General features: G+C 54.0%; 23 protein-coding genes and 2 pseudogenes. 14 read left to right on the top strand and 11 right to left on the bottom strand.

All coding sequences use genetic code 11. The features are described 5' to 3' along the window. The first annotated feature begins 29 nt into the window (after positions 1-29). The gene (locus tag J4E58_RS02195; protein ID WP_087088427.1) at positions 30-1838 is read left to right on the top strand and encodes a calcium-binding protein; all 1809 of its coding nucleotides are present in this window, start codon (positions 30-32) and stop codon (positions 1836-1838) included. A gap of 451 nt (positions 1839-2289) precedes the next feature. After that, positions 2290-2670 (top strand): hypothetical protein, encoded by a 381-nt coding sequence (locus J4E58_RS02190; RefSeq protein WP_143481870.1) that lies wholly within the window; start codon positions 2290-2292, stop codon positions 2668-2670. 274 nt (positions 2671-2944) lie between these two features. On the opposite strand, the pseudogene J4E58_RS31880 reads toward J4E58_RS02190, so the two are convergent. Further along, positions 2945-3079, bottom strand: a pseudogene (locus tag J4E58_RS31880) (glycoside hydrolase family 19 protein); the annotation flags it as partial. A 73-nt stretch (positions 3080-3152) separates the two neighbouring features. On the opposite strand from J4E58_RS31880, the gene J4E58_RS02185 reads away from it, so the two are divergent. After that, complete coding sequence (locus tag J4E58_RS02185) at positions 3153-3488, top strand: YceK/YidQ family lipoprotein (RefSeq protein WP_087088429.1); 336 nt, start codon at positions 3153-3155, stop codon at positions 3486-3488. Between the two features lie 276 nt (positions 3489-3764). On the opposite strand, the gene J4E58_RS02180 is transcribed toward J4E58_RS02185, so the two are convergent. Further along, complete coding sequence (locus J4E58_RS02180) at positions 3765-3977, bottom strand: hypothetical protein (protein ID WP_087088431.1); 213 nt, start codon at positions 3975-3977, stop codon at positions 3765-3767. 499 nt (positions 3978-4476) lie between these two features. Continuing rightward, positions 4477-4689: pseudogene (locus tag J4E58_RS02175) on the bottom strand (DNA polymerase V subunit UmuC); the annotation flags it as partial. A gap of 126 nt (positions 4690-4815) precedes the next feature. On the opposite strand from J4E58_RS02175, the gene J4E58_RS02170 reads away from it, so the two are divergent. Beyond that, the gene (locus J4E58_RS02170) at positions 4816-6654 is read left to right on the top strand and encodes an acyltransferase family protein (protein WP_087088433.1); all 1839 of its coding nucleotides are present in this window, start codon (positions 4816-4818) and stop codon (positions 6652-6654) included. Between the two features lie 36 nt (positions 6655-6690). Here the strand turns inward: J4E58_RS02170 and J4E58_RS02165 are convergent, their stop codons facing one another. The 3 genes from J4E58_RS02165 to J4E58_RS02155 are packed head-to-tail and all read right to left on the bottom strand — an operon-like array spanning position 6691 to position 8053. Then, on the bottom strand, positions 6691-7212 hold the full coding sequence (locus tag J4E58_RS02165; RefSeq protein WP_087088435.1) for a lysis system i-spanin subunit Rz: 522 nt from the start codon (positions 7210-7212) through the stop codon (positions 6691-6693). Then, on the bottom strand, positions 7209-7634 hold the full coding sequence (locus J4E58_RS02160) for a structural protein (protein WP_087088437.1): 426 nt from the start codon (positions 7632-7634) through the stop codon (positions 7209-7211). The genes J4E58_RS02165 and J4E58_RS02160 overlap by 4 nt, the downstream gene beginning before the upstream one ends. A 59-nt stretch (positions 7635-7693) precedes the next feature. Continuing rightward, positions 7694-8053, bottom strand: a complete 360-nt coding sequence (locus tag J4E58_RS02155; protein WP_087089303.1) for a phage tail protein — start codon at positions 8051-8053, stop codon at positions 7694-7696. 312 nt (positions 8054-8365) lie between these two features. On the opposite strand from J4E58_RS02155, the gene J4E58_RS02150 reads away from it, so the two are divergent. Then, positions 8366-8593 (top strand): hypothetical protein, encoded by a 228-nt coding sequence (locus tag J4E58_RS02150; RefSeq protein ID WP_087088439.1) that lies wholly within the window; start codon positions 8366-8368, stop codon positions 8591-8593. A 145-nt stretch (positions 8594-8738) separates the two neighbouring features. On the opposite strand, the gene J4E58_RS02145 is transcribed toward J4E58_RS02150, so the two are convergent. Then, a complete protein-coding gene (locus J4E58_RS02145) occupies positions 8739-9152 on the bottom strand; it encodes a hypothetical protein (protein ID WP_087088441.1) in 414 nt (137 codons plus the stop codon). 516 nt (positions 9153-9668) lie between these two features. Between J4E58_RS02145 and J4E58_RS02140 the strand changes: the two genes are divergently transcribed. The 8 genes from J4E58_RS02140 (at position 9669) to J4E58_RS02105 (ending at position 13089) form a co-directional block, all read left to right on the top strand. Continuing rightward, complete coding sequence (locus J4E58_RS02140) at positions 9669-10100, top strand: hypothetical protein (RefSeq protein ID WP_087088443.1); 432 nt, start codon at positions 9669-9671, stop codon at positions 10098-10100. Further along, positions 10097-10288, top strand: coding sequence for a hypothetical protein (locus J4E58_RS02135; protein ID WP_087088445.1), 192 nt, complete (start codon positions 10097-10099; stop codon positions 10286-10288). Before J4E58_RS02140 ends, J4E58_RS02135 begins: the two co-directional genes overlap by 4 nt. Beyond that, the gene (locus J4E58_RS02130) at positions 10285-10485 is read left to right on the top strand and encodes a hypothetical protein (protein ID WP_087088447.1); all 201 of its coding nucleotides are present in this window, start codon (positions 10285-10287) and stop codon (positions 10483-10485) included. The genes J4E58_RS02135 and J4E58_RS02130 overlap by 4 nt, the downstream gene beginning before the upstream one ends. Further along, on the top strand, positions 10482-10655 hold the full coding sequence (locus J4E58_RS02125) for a hypothetical protein (protein ID WP_172962979.1): 174 nt from the start codon (positions 10482-10484) through the stop codon (positions 10653-10655). Before J4E58_RS02130 ends, J4E58_RS02125 begins: the two co-directional genes overlap by 4 nt. Positions 10656-10794: 139 nt before the next feature. Next, positions 10795-11544, top strand: a complete 750-nt coding sequence (locus tag J4E58_RS02120) for a hypothetical protein (RefSeq protein ID WP_087088449.1) — start codon at positions 10795-10797, stop codon at positions 11542-11544. Further along, positions 11541-12104, top strand: a complete 564-nt coding sequence (locus J4E58_RS02115; protein WP_087088451.1) for a siphovirus Gp157 family protein — start codon at positions 11541-11543, stop codon at positions 12102-12104. Before J4E58_RS02120 ends, J4E58_RS02115 begins: the two co-directional genes overlap by 4 nt. A gap of 7 nt (positions 12105-12111) precedes the next feature. Then, positions 12112-12705 carry a hypothetical protein gene (locus J4E58_RS02110; protein ID WP_087088453.1) on the top strand — a complete coding sequence of 198 codons (594 nt, stop codon included), beginning with the start codon at positions 12112-12114 and terminating at the stop codon, positions 12703-12705. Positions 12706-12774: 69 nt separating this feature from the next. Beyond that, positions 12775-13089 carry a hypothetical protein gene (locus tag J4E58_RS02105; RefSeq protein ID WP_087088455.1) on the top strand — a complete coding sequence of 105 codons (315 nt, stop codon included), beginning with the start codon at positions 12775-12777 and terminating at the stop codon, positions 13087-13089. Positions 13090-13125: 36 nt separating this feature from the next. Here the strand turns inward: J4E58_RS02105 and J4E58_RS02100 are convergent, their stop codons facing one another. Both J4E58_RS02100 and J4E58_RS02095 read right to left on the bottom strand, forming a co-directional pair. Then, positions 13126-13335, bottom strand: coding sequence for a hypothetical protein (locus J4E58_RS02100; RefSeq protein WP_087088457.1), 210 nt, complete (start codon positions 13333-13335; stop codon positions 13126-13128). A gap of 247 nt (positions 13336-13582) precedes the next feature. Further along, positions 13583-14086 carry a hypothetical protein gene (locus tag J4E58_RS02095; RefSeq protein ID WP_087088459.1) on the bottom strand — a complete coding sequence of 168 codons (504 nt, stop codon included), beginning with the start codon at positions 14084-14086 and terminating at the stop codon, positions 13583-13585. Between the two features lie 95 nt (positions 14087-14181). Here J4E58_RS02095 and J4E58_RS02090 point away from each other — a divergent pair, with 95 nt between their 5' ends. Then, the gene (locus tag J4E58_RS02090) at positions 14182-14547 is read left to right on the top strand and encodes a hypothetical protein (RefSeq protein WP_087088461.1); all 366 of its coding nucleotides are present in this window, start codon (positions 14182-14184) and stop codon (positions 14545-14547) included. Positions 14548-14579: 32 nt separating this feature from the next. On the opposite strand, the gene J4E58_RS02085 is transcribed toward J4E58_RS02090, so the two are convergent. Then, positions 14580-14948, bottom strand: coding sequence for a hypothetical protein (locus J4E58_RS02085; protein WP_143481871.1), 369 nt, complete (start codon positions 14946-14948; stop codon positions 14580-14582). A 107-nt stretch (positions 14949-15055) separates the two neighbouring features. Continuing rightward, on the bottom strand, positions 15056-15733 hold the full coding sequence (locus J4E58_RS02080) for a DUF2971 domain-containing protein (RefSeq protein ID WP_087088465.1): 678 nt from the start codon (positions 15731-15733) through the stop codon (positions 15056-15058). Positions 15734-15784: the final 51 nt, after the last annotated feature.

Below are 15784 nucleotides of genomic sequence, written 5' to 3'. Positions count from 1 at the left end.
ACTTTTTAGTTTGTGAGGGAAAACGAACCATGGCGATATTCGACTACAAGGGCCAAGACGGCCGCGTGCTGATTTCAGATGCCTGGAACCTGGCCACCTACACCAGCGGCGTAGCGACAGTAGGCGCGCTCTACCACTTGCCCGGGGCGGTCCTGGGCGAAGGCAACACCTTTGTCCTGCCCAAGGGCTGGCGCGAGATCAGTGCCAGCGACCTGGGCATCGACGGCAGCCACCTCGACCTGACAGGCAGCTTCAAGGGCGAAAACGTATCCGGCTCCCAGGCCAAGGTATTCGGCCAATACGACGAGAGCGGCAAGCTGGTGAAAATGGGCTTTTCGATTGCCGGCACCAACTCGCCGATGGACTTGCTGGGCTATCCGGCAATGATCGACAACTCCTATATCCACGGCTACGACTACCTGCTCGACTCGATCAAGAACTACGCCACCAGCCATAACCTGACGGGCAAGGATGTGCTGGTCACCGGCTACAGCCAGGGCGGCTCCGTGACCAACAGCATGTACCTGGGCAGGGAAAACCTGGCCGACGGCTTTTTCAAGGATTCGGACTACTTCGGCATGGCGTCGCCAAAGGCCAGCAACAGCGACGGCATCTTCAACTTCGGCTTCGAAAACGACATCGTGCACCGGCTCATCGGCGAACAGACCGACCTGAGCGGCGCCATTCTCGCGGCCCTCAAAGGCAGTGACGCCAGCTACACCTCGACCACCGACAACATCGTGCTGTTCGACACGGTCTACGCTTTGCCCACCTGGCCCAACGGCCCCTTCTCCGTGATCAATCCCAACGGTTGGGTGGCGCACCTGGAAGGCGTTTTCATCAACCCCATCCAGCGCATCGGCCAGTCGACGTTCTACGACTACATCGAGCGTGACAGCACCATCGTCATCAGCAACCTCGACCCGGTCAGCCGCAGCTTTACCTGGGTCAGCGACAAATACTCCCCCACCTCCAACCACTTCGGCACACCGGCCTTTCTCCTCGGCACGGACAGCGCGGACAAGCTGCAGGACGGCAGGAACGACGACTTCCTCGACGGCTTCGCCGGCAACGACAGCTTCAGGGTCAGCACCGGCACCGATATCGTCGCGGGAGGGGTGGGCGACGACAAAGTCTTCCTGCAGGGTACGGTCACCAGTTACGAAGCCGTGCGCCTGAGCGATGGCAGCCTGTTTCTCAACGACACCAATGGGCGTTACGGCCTCAAGGAGCTGCACGACGTCGAGCATGTCGAGTTCGAGGGCCTTCTGGGCCAGGCCTTGACCCCGGCCTTTACCGTGACCGGCAGCAAGCTTGATTTCGAAGGCCTGTTCGGGTCGGACAAGAGCTACGCCAAGGCCACCGAAGGCACACAGTTGGCAGACCTGCTGAAGGGTACCGCCTCCCGCGACCTGATCTTCGGCCAGGGCGGCGACGACCTTATCGAAGGTGGCGCGGGCAATGACCTGCTGCACGGTGGAAACGGCAACGACACCCTGCTCGGCGGCAATGGCAACGACGCACTCTACGGCGGCGCGCACAACGACATCCTGGTGGGTGGCCTGGGCAACGACACCCTCAGCGGCGGTGTGGGCAGCGATCTGTTTGTCTTCGACGTGGGCGGCTTCGGCCATGACGTGATCAGCGACTTCAACGTTCACCAGAACGGCTTCGATCAGTTGGTGTTTTCCAAGTCCTTGTTCGCCTCCACGGCCGCCGTCCTCAGCGCCACCAGCCAGCAAGGCAGCGACAGCCTGATCGTGGCGGGAGACAGCAGCATCACCCTGGTAGGGTTCAACCCCGCGCAACTGAGCGCGGACATGATCAGCCTGGTCTGAGGTTCGATGGGCGCACTCTCCGTTCAGATGAGGGTGCTACCCGATCAGCCTTGGCCATTACAGAAACGAACAGGGCCCACCTTACGGTGGGCCCTTCTTTGATCGTCCGTTCTTTATTTAGGCCACTTGAGCCATCGGCAAGCGGCATCGCCACGCGAGAAAGTCCTACCGGCTGCGCCGTGGCGCATCACCCGGCCAGGTACCGTGACGAAGAGATACAGGTCAGACGACTCACCATAATGAAACGCTCAAACCAACTACTTATTTTGATTTTAGAATAAGTGTTATTCAGTTTAATAATTTATGCCCGCACCAGGGATATCTTTGCCGCCCGTCGCCTTGTCCAAAACTTAAAGATATCTATTTGACAGTCGACTTTTCAGACCTATATTAAATAAGCAAAAATGCAACTTGACCACAACATCTCAAAACACTTGAAAAGGAATTCAGCATGACTATTAATTTCGTTCCATCAAAAAGCGACCAAACTCATCTGACCGTCAACTGCTACACTGTAGTTACTTACAACTACAACAAGGACAATCCAACATTCTATGTTACATTCAATTATGGCCGCACTATCCTGTGGGCAGCTGTTCTGACACCTATCTCACCCGTACAGTCATTGGCATCCACAGTCACCTTAGGCCCTGTCACCCTATACATAGGCCTCAAAGTCAACCTGCAGAACCTGGGCAATAGTTATAACGTTCTGTTGACAGGCACCATTGGTGATATCAACGGCAATACCTATTTCAACTCCAGCAATATTGGTAGTTTCCAAACAGCTGCATTTGAGGAAGTGAAATATAACGAGGCTGTTCCTGCTTGATAGCTCTTGAGCAAGCACCATTCAAAACAACTTAGCACTACTCGAAACCCCGCCCCTCTATTGCTGTTTTCTTAGAGGGGGGGGGGAGGGCTGATCTGACAACCACTTAAATTTTTGTGACGGAACTGAACTAGCCAACTACAGCAGGTCTTAATAGCCTCCAACAACTCCCGCTCATGCCAACCCGTTGTCGATACTCAGATAACTAACTGGAGTGAATGCGAATTAATTTTCCCACCAAGCGCAGGAACTGGCCTGACTCATGTTCGACCTATGCCAGGAATGCACCTTGGCGAACACGGCTGTCGATCTTGAATCCGGTCATCGCCCGATTCAGCACTGGAACAAAAACGCCGACAACAGGGCCGGTATTCGGGAGGATCTGCAGCAGTTGCTGGCTCATCGGCATACGTTTCTCAAGGCAATAAAAACGCGATCTCGCGGCTTCGGTTAATCTTCAATTTTTGCCAAGAGCCAATCTGATGAGTCTCAAGTGCGCTCTAGTGATCATCACAGCCGTTTCAGCATCAGGGTGCGGAACAATCAATACCACTTTCCGGGACGATGCAGTCTCAAGCAACAAACTGGCCCGTTGGCACTCCCATTGCGATTCAGTACCAAGAACTTACAGCGGTGTCGTTCTTGACTACTGTGCACTCAACGCTCCCCCCCGCCAGACTACTGGTTTTGATGGACACCCTTCAGCAGCGTTGATTGCTCTAGATATGGGGATCTCCGGGATAGCAGATACCCTACTGCTGCCCTATACGGTTTACTTGCAGAACACTCTCGGGGATATCAAAAGGGCAAATTTTTAATAGGTCTAGGCAATAGAATCGATTGCCAATGATCGGCATGGGTTTCTCCTGCTTCCACTAACGGTGCTCGTGGCGGGCACGGGCTGTTGCAAACAATCGACCAGGCTGCGGATGACGAGAGAGCAGGTCCTGGTTTCCTAGTCGCTGGCCTCCCGAGGGGAGAGTCTGGAAGGTGCGCGGGAAGCGGTGCTGACCGTCGGCAGACGCGATGTCGCCCCATCAGTATCAGCCTGTCGATTCCAGTCCCGGGTCCGAACAGTGCCAGCATGAGCAACGTCAGGAACCGCTTTTCCCTGCTTCTGGATGCTCACTCGACACCGAGTTGTTTACATCTACGTCGATCATCTCTTCATCGACTGGCGCTTCATCGTTCGCAGGCAATGGAATCTTAGGTTCCTTACGCTTTGGGTCATGGCCTGCTTCGCTGTCCGAGGCTCGCTCTACGCCCTGCTGCGACCAGCTACCAGGTGCATTTTCGTCAATGTTCATGCTGGCTCTCCGTTCTAATGCTCGGGAAATCCGTACTTAAACATGAGAAACAACAGAGCCTTGCAAGTGCCGCGAAATGGATAAACGGTGATCAAAAAAACCGGCTCGATGGCTGGTTATTGCGGCGAGCCCACTACTTCGACGGCGGAATTGGATCAGCTCATTGTGGCGGCAAATAAGGTATCCGCACCCGACTCGCGCGCACCAACGCTGACGATTCTGAAAAGGAAGAAGGCATAAAGAAAAAGGCCAAGGTCACTCGAAAAGTCACTATGGCAGAAACAACAAAGCCGCTCGAAAGCGGCTAAGTCATTGAATTATATGGTCGGGACGGAATGATTCGAACACTCGACCCCTAGCACCCCATGCTGGGACCATAAAACACCTAACCTATTGTTTTTAAAAAGATATACCCACTATTTAGTCGAGCAAAACATCCGTACTTTTGTGCTTATACAAACGAGAAACCGTAGCCTCCAGCGGTGGTTTTGCGCACACCCAGCCGCTTGCCGAACATGCGGTTACAGCAAATCTCCTGCTTCGATGGATCGGGTCAGCTCCAGGCACGGGGTGCCTGCCAGTTCTCGGGCAGTCTTCTCGATCACCCCGCTGAACTTCTTGCGCAGCATCCACGATCGGCCTTGGCCAGGTCCTTGGCCAGGTCCATGGCCGTCTTAATACCCAGAGTGTCCAGGTACAGCTTCATCCTGCGAACAGTCATACACGATGACTTACCTTCCAAAGATCACAGATAGCAACCCTGATCAGGGGAGTGGTGTAATATCGCGCACCAAAATCCTAACCCTTTAAAAAACAAAACACCGACCCGAGAGGCGCAATGAGTAACGGCACACAATTAAGAAACGATATTCAAGGCCTGAGAGCCTTGGCTGTGCTCAGTGTTATTCTTTTCCACCTGAACAAAAACTGGTTACCCGGTGGTTTCATCGGTGTTGACATTTTTTTCGTTATTTCCGGATTCTTAATCACCAGCATCATTCTACGCAAAAAACACAACAAAAACTTCTCATTAAGTGGCTTCTACTTAAGCCGCATTCAACGTATTGCCCCCGCCTACTATGCACTACTGGCTATTACAGCCATTATCGCGTCCTTCTTCCTGATCCCTGTTGACTTTGGATCCTTTCTAAAAAGCGCGAAAGCGGCATTGCTATTCGAAAGCAACTCTTTCTTTGCCAGCCAGAATGACTACTTTGCACCAGCCGCCTACGAACAACCGCTACTTCACACTTGGTCCCTCGCCATTGAAATGCAGTTTTATCTACTGCTACCCGTACTTCTGCTGATTGTACCAAGGCGCTACATAGCAGCGACACTGTCTATTATTGCTATCACCTTGACAATTTACTCTGAAGTTCAGTTACACAAAGGATTCCGTCAATCCATCTATTTTTCTCTGGCCAACAGAGTCCCTGAATTTCTAATCGGCGCACTAATCGCCCTGATCCCCTCAGGTATTCTCAAAACAAGAAACAAATCAAATTACGCTGCATTCATCGGACTATTACTACTTTTCTCGAGCATGGCCTTCATTAATGAGCATAGGGGCTTCCCTGGGGCTTGGGCATTACCCGCCTGTATTGGCGTAGCCTTACTGATCCTTAGCAAAGACAGCTTTGTCAACCAAGCCTTGTCCATTAAACCACTGGTATTTGTAGGGGCGTTATCATATTCACTCTATCTGTGGCATTGGCCAACCCTCGCGCTAATTCGGTATCTGTCTGGGGCTTATGAGCTAGGTGTAAATTCGACATTGGCATTTGCAGCATCCACATTTATTATGGCTTATATATCTTACAAGGTTATCGAGACCCCTCTCAGGGGGGCAAACTCCAACAAAATGGCAATTACAAAATGCTTGGGTTTATTCTTCGCAACCATTGGCACCTTATTTCTTGCAAGTAGCTTAAATTCAAAGCTAGTAGCACCTCTGCCTGAGAACCTGACTCGTTACGCACCTGATGCTGAAATATGTCATTCAAAGATTGTAGGTGAATGCCTAAGAGGTGATATTTCTTCGAATAAAACACTCTTAATGGTTGGGGACAGCCATGCTGCTCAACTCAACTACTTTGCTGATGTCGTGGGGAATGCGACCCACACAAAAATTAGCGTCATTTCAGCGAGTAACTGTGTCACCATCCCAGGGTTTGACTCTCAGAGAATCGTTGATTGGGCTCGCGCGGCTTGTAACTCACAAATTGAAGAAGCTAAAAAATACACGCCTAGCGCAGCCGGAATAATCATCGCCGGGATGTGGCAATATCAATCAGCAAGCACTGAATTCATGCAGAAACTTGATGAGTTCATATCAGAAGCAGATAAAAGAAATCAAAAAGTTTTGGTGCTTGCTCAAGTCCCCATGATGACTCTAAACCCACAGAGAATCTATCGAGCCAACACGCTTGGTATGCACCTGCGCCCCTCAATGAATACCGAGTGGGTTAAGGCTAACGAAAAAGTTAGAAACCTGACCGCCACACATCCGAACGCCACTTTCCTTGATCTATCAAAAGACAGTTTCTTTAAAGATATCCCTCTACAAGACGACACACTCATTTACCTAGATAACCACCATTTGAACGAAGTCGGCTCTACCCGGTATGGCAAACTGGCAACCCCTGCGCTTGAACGCTTCATAAAAGATCTGGAGTGACGGTTGCATAGGGCTTGGGCGTTTTCAAACCCCATTTCAAAGCGTTGTGATTTTCTTCACATACGCTTGGCATGCCCGGAGCGCGATTAGTCCTTGGTCTCCGGCATCGGTGATGCTGACAATTCGTTGAGCATGCGCTGGGTCAAGTCGGGCGCGCGCGGCTCCATGAACCACGCCGCCGGTGGTGGGGGTGGCAGGCACGTTGCTACAACTGGCTGTATCCGCGGCGTCGACAAGGACTGACAGCCGCAGGTCAGCAGTAGCAAGGCGATCGTGCAGGCGAGCTTGGTCTTTCTGAGCATTGGTCAGCTCCTGGTGGTGGAATTGGTCGGCGGTGGCCAGACGCTGCTCGAGCGTCAGGCGCTTGGCTTGCTCGGCCTGCTGCTGGGCGCTCGCAGCATTGGTGATCGAACTCAGATCATCCTGGTGCCGCCGTGCAAGGTCTGCGAGCTGCTTGCCGTAGCGCCAGTCCTGCACCCTCCACGCTCTGCCCGCGCCGGCGGCGATCAGAAGACTGGCCAGCACCAGCACGCCGAACAGCTTCTGCACCGGCGTCATGTCAGAGCCCGCCGCACGCCTTCGGCCAGCACCGCATCCGGATAGGCATACCCTGCATTTTCGTGATGGATGATCGCCTTGACGAACCCGGCCATGACCGAGGCCTGGGCCAGGTCAATCTCCGCCCCAGGCCGAGTGCCGGTGTTTGCCTCTACGGCCCGCACGTAGGCAGCCGTGTCGTTCTCTACCGCCGGCGCCCAGCGACTGATAATCGCCTTCACCGTCTTGAGCCCGTGCTTGCGCTGGTAGGTCAGCAGCAGCTTGCCCAGGGCGCGGATTCCGTTCTCTGGCGCATCGAAACAGGCGAACCGCTTCTCAAGCGCTGGGTTTGGTGGGAGCTGGCCCTGCCACTTGTTGGCCGGGTTGTAGTCGATGTTCCCGGGGTTGCGGTTGCGCACCCCGCGGGTTTCGGTGGTCGGCATACTTTTCTCCAGGCAATAAAAAGCCCGCTCAGTGGCGGGCTGTTTTCGTTTGGTTTGGGTCAGGCTGTTTCGTCGGCTACAAGCATCGGATCGGCAACAATCTCTGGAATGGGCGGCTCCACTGGCCACGCTGGCGAGTCATACCAGCCTTCCTTGGTGGTGACCTTGCCCAGGGCGAACTTGTAGGTCTTCCAGGCTTTTAGGTGAATCAGCAGTGCGGCCTGTTCGTCCACATCCTCAGGCGTTGCTTCGCCAGATTCGATGCCATAGCCGAGCGTTTCTATGCGGTCGGTTATGCGATCGATCTGCGATGCCGCTGTTGAGTTGCGGGTCGCGAGCTCTACCTTGGCCAGGGCCAGGCGATCAGCAGCGGCCTGAGCTTCTTTGTCGGCTCGGGTGATTAGCTTCGTCCAGTCGATAACACCTTGGCGGGCGGGCCATGGCTCTTGCTCGACTTCTGGCTTGTCGCTGGGCAGCGGCTGAGGCAACACCACGGGGCCGTCGGGCACATTGAGAAGCGGCAAAGGGAAGGCCTGGGCTTGGAATAGCGGGCGGGCTTGCCTTCTCCATGGCCTGCTTGAGCTGCATCAGCACTGCGAGATTCTTCGGGTCCATGGCATTCGCCTTTGAGTTCGCACTTCCCGAGATTAGCAGCGGCAAAGCGCCACCACCAGAACCTGTAGACGACAGGCATTTGACACACCCCATACATCTAAATCGATGAGGTTTTTATGATTCGTACCAAACAAATTGGCTCTGTAAAAGTTACCGATCCAAGTGGCGGAAAGCACACCGTGCTGCAACTTCAGGATGAAGTGACAACAAATACGTTGTCCGGCCCTCGCACAACTCTCGGACTGAAGTCGTATCGTCTCGAAAACGGCAATCCAGTCAACTATGTGTCTGAGATAGAGTTTTACGATGTTTTTGGAGAGCGAAAACTTTCTGTAGTTGCCTGAAACTGACTCTGTAAACCCGGCCTGTCGCCAGTAGCGGGGCCGGGCACATTCGATTCAAGCCGATGACGGCCACCAGTAGCGGGTCACGGCGGAAAGCATCACTGAAGCCCGTTCACTGAGCGGGCTTTGGGATGTTTACCAGGTGCTACCGATTTTGCCGAGAGCTGATTAGCTGCTGGCATTTATCAGCCACCTCCGGGTGGGATATCGCCACATCGGACAGCACGCGATACATCTCGTGCTCATCCGGAAATGGGTACACATCAAGGTTGAGTGCGATCTGAATTTTACGAAGATTGGTACCTTCGACAAGCCAACGCTCAACGGTGCGAGTTATCGCCGAACCGTTGTCGTCTGTTTGCCAGGCCAGCAGGTTGAAGAGTTTGGCCACCAGTAAAAACGGGATCGACTCTGGGATATCAGCAAACAGCCGATCAGCCAAATTCAGCTCACCGAACTCAGTCACGACTGCCTGGGCAGCCCTGAAAGCCTCTGTGTATTCCGGCCTATCGCTTTCTAATGCGATCACGTCCAGCGCTCTAGCAACAACTTGGCGCATAGCAACTCCATGCTGTGAGGAGAGGTGCTGATGCTACCAGCCTCTGGCGTGACAGGCTGATAAACAAACCCCACGTCAGCCTGGCAAAAACCTCCCGATCCTCCCAATGCGAAGCTACCTATCTCTGTCCGAGACAGGGACTCCAATAATGATGTTCTTGCTGCCGCATTTGCACACGGGAATACGAGCCTCTGACCGCCCTCGAAAATACTCATAGTCACTTGCAGGGACGGTTTCGAAGCCCTGCCAGTGCTCTTCTGTTCTGCCCCGCTCATCCGAACTACTGGTGTAAACACCTTCGTGTCCACAGCTCCTGCAGATGGCTTTACGACTGCTGTCTGAGCAACTCATGTTGACCTCCTTTTCATGTATACCCGCCCTGAAATTTAGCAGGCCCTTTCCCTTTTACCCTTCCCCAACACAAGTACGAATGCACTCCCCTCCACGTCCAACGGCAACCAGTGGGGCAGTCGAGTGCATCCGAGTTTTGTTGGTCCAGCCCCCCTGGAGACGATTATGTCAGCACTACGCAAGGCACAGCTCGAGCACGACAACCGGATGCCACCACCAGTGAGCGAAGAAGACCTCGCTGAAACGGAATGGCTGGAAGCAAACGCCGAGCGTCTGTTGATGGGCTACCGGATCTCTTGGGGCTATCGCCCTTCAGAGCGTGGCGAGGTCACCCAGGCCGACTTTGCAAAGGCGGTTCAGGATCACCTGAACCAGCGCCAGATCAACGGTGAAGACCAGCAAGACGCCTTCGGGCAGTTGGTGATCAACGCCATGGGCTTTCGCAGTTCCGGCCTGCTGATGGACCTGGCGGTCTACCTGCTCGGTAAGAAAACAGCGCTGAAAGACATTGCGCTCGAGCTGCTGAAGTCACATGCCGAGAAGGCCGTCGCCCTTGACCAGGAGCAGGTGCGGGTTGAACAGGAGTGCGGATTTTGAGCCCGCACATTCTCATCGACCAAGCGTTGGAGGGAGTCAGTGATCCCGCCAGCCAGGCCGACATGAGCGTCCTGGTTCAACAGTTGATCACCCGCCTCTACACCGACGAGCTGATCACCACCGAAGAATTCAGCCACTACTGCAAACGCCTGCTGAACATCTGCCAGCAGCGAAAGGAGGCAGCATGACCACTTCCCCAGTCAAAACCTTGGTAGACGAGCAACTGGAAGACATCACCGCTCACAACCTGCGTGATGCATACAGCCTGGCCGAGCGCCGGGGCTTCTACGGGCCGCCGGTTGAGCAGTATGCGGAGCCAGGTTACCGCGGCCGTGTGCTGCAGGTTCTCCGCTATCGCGTGGCCCAGTTGGAGCAGCAGCAATGAGCGGCGCCGGCGCACACAAGCGCGGCCAGCAACTGGCGATCCGCTGCGCGAAACTCCGTCGCGAAGGTCTTTCCCTTTCCGAAGTCGCCCAGGCCACTGGCATCAAGAAGGAGCAGGCCAACGCCAAGATCGTCCTGGGTGAACGACTGCTGTCATTGGTCGAGTCGTGATCACCCTTCTTTACTGGCGTAGCTCCTTCCCTGCCCTTGCCCTCTGCACTGCCGCAATGCTGATCAGCGCCCTCGCCGATCACCTCACCCAATAACCCACATCTTTCAAAGCTGCGCACCTGCGCGACGGGAGATAGTCATGCCTGCACCCAACCTCGCTCTATGGGAAGAAGTCGAAAAGACCGATCCCAAGTTCACCAAGGAATACACCGGCCTTGGTGGATTCACCGGTACCGCGGTGAATGCTCAGTACCTGGCTAAGCGCGCGACCGAGCAGTTCGGCCCCTGCGGCACTGGCTGGGGTTACGACGTGATTGAGGAGCGCTTCGACGTCGGCGGCCCACTGCTCAATAAGGAAGGAAGTGTGCTGGCTCACGCCCAGGTGCACACCCTCAAAGTTGCCCTGTGGTACCTGGGCGGCGATGGTGAGCGCAAGACCATCACCCACTATGGGCACACGCCATTCATCACACAAAACAAATTCGGAAGCATCAGCACCGACTTCGATGCACCGAAGAAGTCTCTCACCGACGCTATCGGCAAATGCCTGAGTCAGCTCGGCTTTTCCGCGGACGTACGCCTGGGCCTCTATGACGACATTCACTACGTCAACGAGCGCCTTGGTGAAGCCGAGATCGAGCGCGCCGAGGACAAGATCGAAACGAAGGAGCGCCAGGCCGCCGAGTACCGCGAATGGCTGGCCGAAACACTCCATCTGATCGCTACCGCGCAGTCTCTCAACGAGCTGCAGCAGCTCTACAAATCGGCCATGCGAAAGCTGGATCTTCGCAAGAATGATCCGGAGTGTGACGGCCACAAACTCAAATTCACCCGCGCCAAAGATGCCCGCAAGGCTGACCTTGAAGATGCCCAGGAGAGTGCCGCATGACCCGACTCTATGCATTGACCGGCCAAATGGCCGAACTCGCCGCCATGGCGGATACCGACGACGAAGGGCTGCGCCAGGCCATCCAGGACACCATGGACGGTATCAAGGGGGAGTTCGAAGTGAAGGCTGACAGCATCGTCATGCTGCGCCGGAACATCGAAGGCGATATCGACGCCATCGACAAGGAAGTCGATCGCCTGAACGAGCTCAAGCGGGTCAAGAAGAACACCGTGGGCCAACTCGGCGACTTCCTGCGCCGGAACATGGAGGCTGCAGATATCAAGTCGATCAAGCGACCACTGTTTACCATCACCCTCGCCTTGTCACCCGAGAAAGTGATCGTCGACGATGAGAAGGCCGTCCCAGACGAATTCGTTTCGGTGGCTACCGTGATCGCGCCGGACAAGAAGAGCATCGCCGCGCGCCTCAAAGAGATTCGCGAGCATAACGCTGCCGTTCGCAAGCGCATGGAAGCCGGTGAAGACGCAAAGCATGAGCTTCTGCCAGAACCATCCTGGGCTCACCTGGAGCGCGGCGAGAGCTCAATCCGGATCAAGTGAGGTCATCATGATCAGCAACCACCTCAGCCTGGTCGAAGCTCTTCGGCCAGCATCCAATGAACTAGCCGCCCAGGTTGAGCAGTACCTGGCGGCCGGCGTGAAGATCGAAGAGGCCGAGCCTATCGGCTACAAGCCCAAGCCGATCACCTACCGCAACCAAATGCCGCCAGCGCCGAAACCGTTCGTGCGGAGACGGGTTGAGCCTGAGCCAAAGCTGCTCACCCCGGCGGACATTCGCCACCAGAAGCGAATGGCCCTGGTCGAAAAGATCAAAGACATGGCGCCCACGCACACCCAGTCTGAGATTGTGGAAACTCTGGGGATCGGCCGTCGGCAGCTCTACAGCACCGCTCAGGACTACGGCCTGACGTTCAAACGCCCAGTCTGCGGCGGCGCGAACGACGCCCATCGAACTGAGCAAATGAAGGCCAGGGACGCGAAGCTCGCCGAGCGTATCAAGGCGTTCAAGGAGCTGGGCATTACTCGGCGCCAGGTGTGCGGGAAGCTTGGTATCGCGAACACGACTCTTGAGCGAATCCTGACCGAACACGGGATCGACTATCCAAAAGCACAGCGCGGCTGCACTTCATGCGTCGCATAGCCCGCACCCAACAACGCAAACGACAGACCTGGCTGGCACTGCCGGCCAGCGGGATTGAAGAGGTAGGCCATGGCCAAGAGTGGAAAAGAACGATCGGCCAAAGCTGCGCTGAAGCGGATCGAGTACGACGAGAAGGAGTTGCGGCACCGGCTCAGGCTCGGCACGCGACAGAAGCTGGATGATTTGATGGCCTGGAACGACATCGAGGAAATCAGCGAGGCAGTGCAGAACTTGATCCGGAACGCTCATGCCCTCGGCCCAACGCTCTCCTATCAAGCGATTGAAAGTCCGCGCCACAAAATACAAGTTAGTGAAAACGTGGCGCGGATGATTCAGGCCGTCGGCCAGCGCCAGGCGGCACGACTCGACGCTGAAGAGTCATAAGACCCTTTCTCTCAGCCGCAAGAGCATGCTGATGATTCAGCTCACATATTTAGCGTTGGCTGAGCAAAAGTTGTACCAGTCATTGGACGCCTGGGTGGACTCAGCATTCAGCTTTTGATAATCCTCGATTGCGCCTGGCGCAGAAAGGCTTGGGTCTGCTTCCCGAAACTTCCTCGCCACTTCAAGGTGCTTGTTGAGTTTCGCCTCTAGCGCAACTGCCCGCCCCCAAAACTCGTCTCGCGTCACAAATGCCTCCTTGACCCGGCCCCATGCCGGTCACTCGTAATACCCCAACCCTAACCAAATTGCCACCATACAAATTGAAGAACAACCAGCAGACTAGTTATTTCTTCTCAGGCTCGGGCTTCAAAGGTTTGACCTTTGGGGTAGGTAGGATGTTATCCACAGGAGGTAGCTTATAACTCTCCGGACTATAAACCCACTCTTTGGGCCGTGGCCTTCCTGGTTTTTCAGTTTCTTTCGCCATAAGTTTTTACTCCCCATAAATCCCAGATAGATAGGTCACAGTTTCATTCTTAGCCTTTGCTAATAATCGTTCACTCTTAGGTAGTGAGACAGTAGAAAAGTTGCTCATAATCTTTGAGCTTCGCTTCCGCAGCGAAAACCTCTTATCATTAACCTCTCCACCTGAGAAGTCGCCATTACTTACCCTATACCATTCCTTTTCCGCCTCATCTGCCAACACTGACATTTCAATAGACGCACTACTCAGCGGCTTAATTCGAGACTTAAATGGCAAAAATTTGTAAGCAACCGACAATAGTTGCGTTAGCGCAATAAATACTGACCAAACAAAGGCGTGATCTTTCCAAATAGCCCATGCGGCTATACTGCTAGATGAAGCGACTGCCAGAGTAATGTTGATCCATCGTTCGAAGGACTCTGACTGTTCTTGATACAAAGCCAAATAATAGGCATGAGTCCTGATTGTCTGCAGTTCAGCCCAGTATTCATCCTGCACATTAGATACGCCCATTCTTGCCTCCTTGCCATGTGGACGACGGAGAATACACCAAATAGCCATCATGCCGCATACGGTCACGAAGGGCGGCGCCATCCTGAGGAAAACCCATGCAAGCAGTCATCTATGCGGGCCTGCGTAATGCCGCTCGCGACCAGCAGATCCACGACGCCCTAACCTACAAGCACGTTGCCGAGGTCGCCCAGGACTTCAAGCTCTCCCCGAATACGATCCGCGCGGCGTCGAAGCGCATCGCCAATGCAACGGTGTACGAGCTGAGTCTACTGGGGGGTAGCCCAATGCCGATTGGCCGGGTCGCTGCCGACTCGTTCAGGAAGGCAGCACTCGGCGCCTATCGCAGCTACCACGGAACCTTCCGAAACCTTGAGCTGCCTTGCTGGGTGATCACTGACGGTACACAGCGCATCGAGGTGATGGAGCTTCGGAAGGTCGATGCCGGTGAAGCATCCTTATAGGCGTCCTCATCTATTGCGCGAAATGGTTAAGATCAACCACCTGATGGCAATAGGTCGCCGAAACCCCATACCGCCGTGCCAAGCAACACGAGCCCCACCGACACCTTTAGGAAGAACGATATTTGGGGAAGGTACTTTGTTCGGGTGGAGCTGAACGAGATCCCAACATAGCCAGAAGGCTTGAACACGGCCGCCATATCGCGCGCCTTCATATCAGCAAGAAAAGAAAGCCCCGCCATTATTGCTCCGCCGCGACCGATCCAGGTACTTGGTTTCTCAAATCCATAACAGAGTGCAACTGCTGTAATCGGGGCCAAGATCGCAAGGATCGCATACAATACGAACCCCCTTCTTGCTCGAAGTACCGCCTGCTCGTAATGACATGGCTTGACGTTTTCCATATGTATCCAATTCAAATGTGATTGAACACCACAAATACCTCACTTCTACGATTCACGCCAGCCGGCGAGGATCCCGCTCGGTCAACAAAATTGCATTGGCCGGTAGTTCAGCGCCAAAGGCTGCCGTCCTTATTTCTTACTATTTTGTAGGACTGAAACGCAGTGCGAACCTTGAAGCACTCGACCGAGTCCTTGCGGGCACCCAACTGTTGGTTTAAATCCTGAGGACCAATGTCTGAGTTACAGCCAACAATTACTTGGCTCAATGTCCCAATACTATCGAAAGATCTAAAATACAAACCCTTTTCATGATCTGCATCAGACAACAGAAATATTCGACGAACCTCTCGTTCATATCGCCATTGGGAGTGTTTAATGCGAAGCTGCTTTTGCATCATCTCAGATCGTTCGCGCTTATCTAAATCTGCGTACTGAGCAACATCAAAGCCAATTCTTCCAAATTTATACTCAACAAAATGCATATTGTGCTTAGGCACATCAAATGCTAAACAGAGCCCCTTATGCTTATTGGCGTAATGAGCCCACTGAACAGGGCTTCGAAATGACTGACTAAAACATAGCAACCCAAATTTACTAGCAATTACTCTTTTAAAATCGTTTAGCTTTTTTCGAACGTCCTTATCGGGAGATGAGTAGCACACCATTTCGAATGGATCATTAAGATCCATAATAGTTGCGACCTTCAATCTGGACTTTTCAATGTTCTGCAAACCGTAAACTTCATCGCAGAAATGGTAAACCCGCATCATTCCCGAATCAGTCATCTTCCCTCACCTGACGAAAATTCAAACGGCCAATATACCGGCGAGGAAACC

Source organism: Pseudomonas sp. FW305-25 (genome assembly GCF_017351415.1).
Classification (GTDB): domain Bacteria; phylum Pseudomonadota; class Gammaproteobacteria; order Pseudomonadales; family Pseudomonadaceae; genus Aquipseudomonas; species Aquipseudomonas chlororaphis.
Note: the sequence above shows the minus strand (reverse complement) of the source record. Positions and strands in the feature narration are given on the sequence as shown.

Coding starts and splice junctions, on each gene's coding strand:
- J4E58_RS02195 (WP_087088427.1), top strand. CDS start 30: ATGGCGATATTCGACTACAAGGGCCAAGACGGCCGCGTGCTGATTTCA.
- J4E58_RS02190 (WP_143481870.1), top strand. CDS start 2,290: ATGACTATTAATTTCGTTCCATCAAAAAGCGACCAAACTCATCTGACC.
- J4E58_RS02185 (WP_087088429.1), top strand. CDS start 3,153: ATGAGTCTCAAGTGCGCTCTAGTGATCATCACAGCCGTTTCAGCATCA.
- J4E58_RS02180 (WP_087088431.1), bottom strand. CDS start 3,977: ATGAACATTGACGAAAATGCACCTGGTAGCTGGTCGCAGCAGGGCGTA.
- J4E58_RS02170 (WP_087088433.1), top strand. CDS start 4,816: ATGAGTAACGGCACACAATTAAGAAACGATATTCAAGGCCTGAGAGCC.
- J4E58_RS02165 (WP_087088435.1), bottom strand. CDS start 7,212: ATGACGCCGGTGCAGAAGCTGTTCGGCGTGCTGGTGCTGGCCAGTCTT.
- J4E58_RS02160 (WP_087088437.1), bottom strand. CDS start 7,634: ATGCCGACCACCGAAACCCGCGGGGTGCGCAACCGCAACCCCGGGAAC.
- J4E58_RS02150 (WP_087088439.1), top strand. CDS start 8,366: ATGATTCGTACCAAACAAATTGGCTCTGTAAAAGTTACCGATCCAAGT.
- J4E58_RS02145 (WP_087088441.1), bottom strand. CDS start 9,152: ATGCGCCAAGTTGTTGCTAGAGCGCTGGACGTGATCGCATTAGAAAGC.
- J4E58_RS02140 (WP_087088443.1), top strand. CDS start 9,669: ATGTCAGCACTACGCAAGGCACAGCTCGAGCACGACAACCGGATGCCA.
- J4E58_RS02130 (WP_087088447.1), top strand. CDS start 10,285: ATGACCACTTCCCCAGTCAAAACCTTGGTAGACGAGCAACTGGAAGAC.
- J4E58_RS02125 (WP_172962979.1), top strand. CDS start 10,482: ATGAGCGGCGCCGGCGCACACAAGCGCGGCCAGCAACTGGCGATCCGC.
- J4E58_RS02120 (WP_087088449.1), top strand. CDS start 10,795: ATGCCTGCACCCAACCTCGCTCTATGGGAAGAAGTCGAAAAGACCGAT.
- J4E58_RS02115 (WP_087088451.1), top strand. CDS start 11,541: ATGACCCGACTCTATGCATTGACCGGCCAAATGGCCGAACTCGCCGCC.
- J4E58_RS02110 (WP_087088453.1), top strand. CDS start 12,112: ATGATCAGCAACCACCTCAGCCTGGTCGAAGCTCTTCGGCCAGCATCC.
- J4E58_RS02105 (WP_087088455.1), top strand. CDS start 12,775: ATGGCCAAGAGTGGAAAAGAACGATCGGCCAAAGCTGCGCTGAAGCGG.
- J4E58_RS02095 (WP_087088459.1), bottom strand. CDS start 14,086: ATGGGCGTATCTAATGTGCAGGATGAATACTGGGCTGAACTGCAGACA.
- J4E58_RS02090 (WP_087088461.1), top strand. CDS start 14,182: ATGCAAGCAGTCATCTATGCGGGCCTGCGTAATGCCGCTCGCGACCAG.
- J4E58_RS02085 (WP_143481871.1), bottom strand. CDS start 14,948: ATGGAAAACGTCAAGCCATGTCATTACGAGCAGGCGGTACTTCGAGCA.
- J4E58_RS02080 (WP_087088465.1), bottom strand. CDS start 15,733: ATGACTGATTCGGGAATGATGCGGGTTTACCATTTCTGCGATGAAGTT.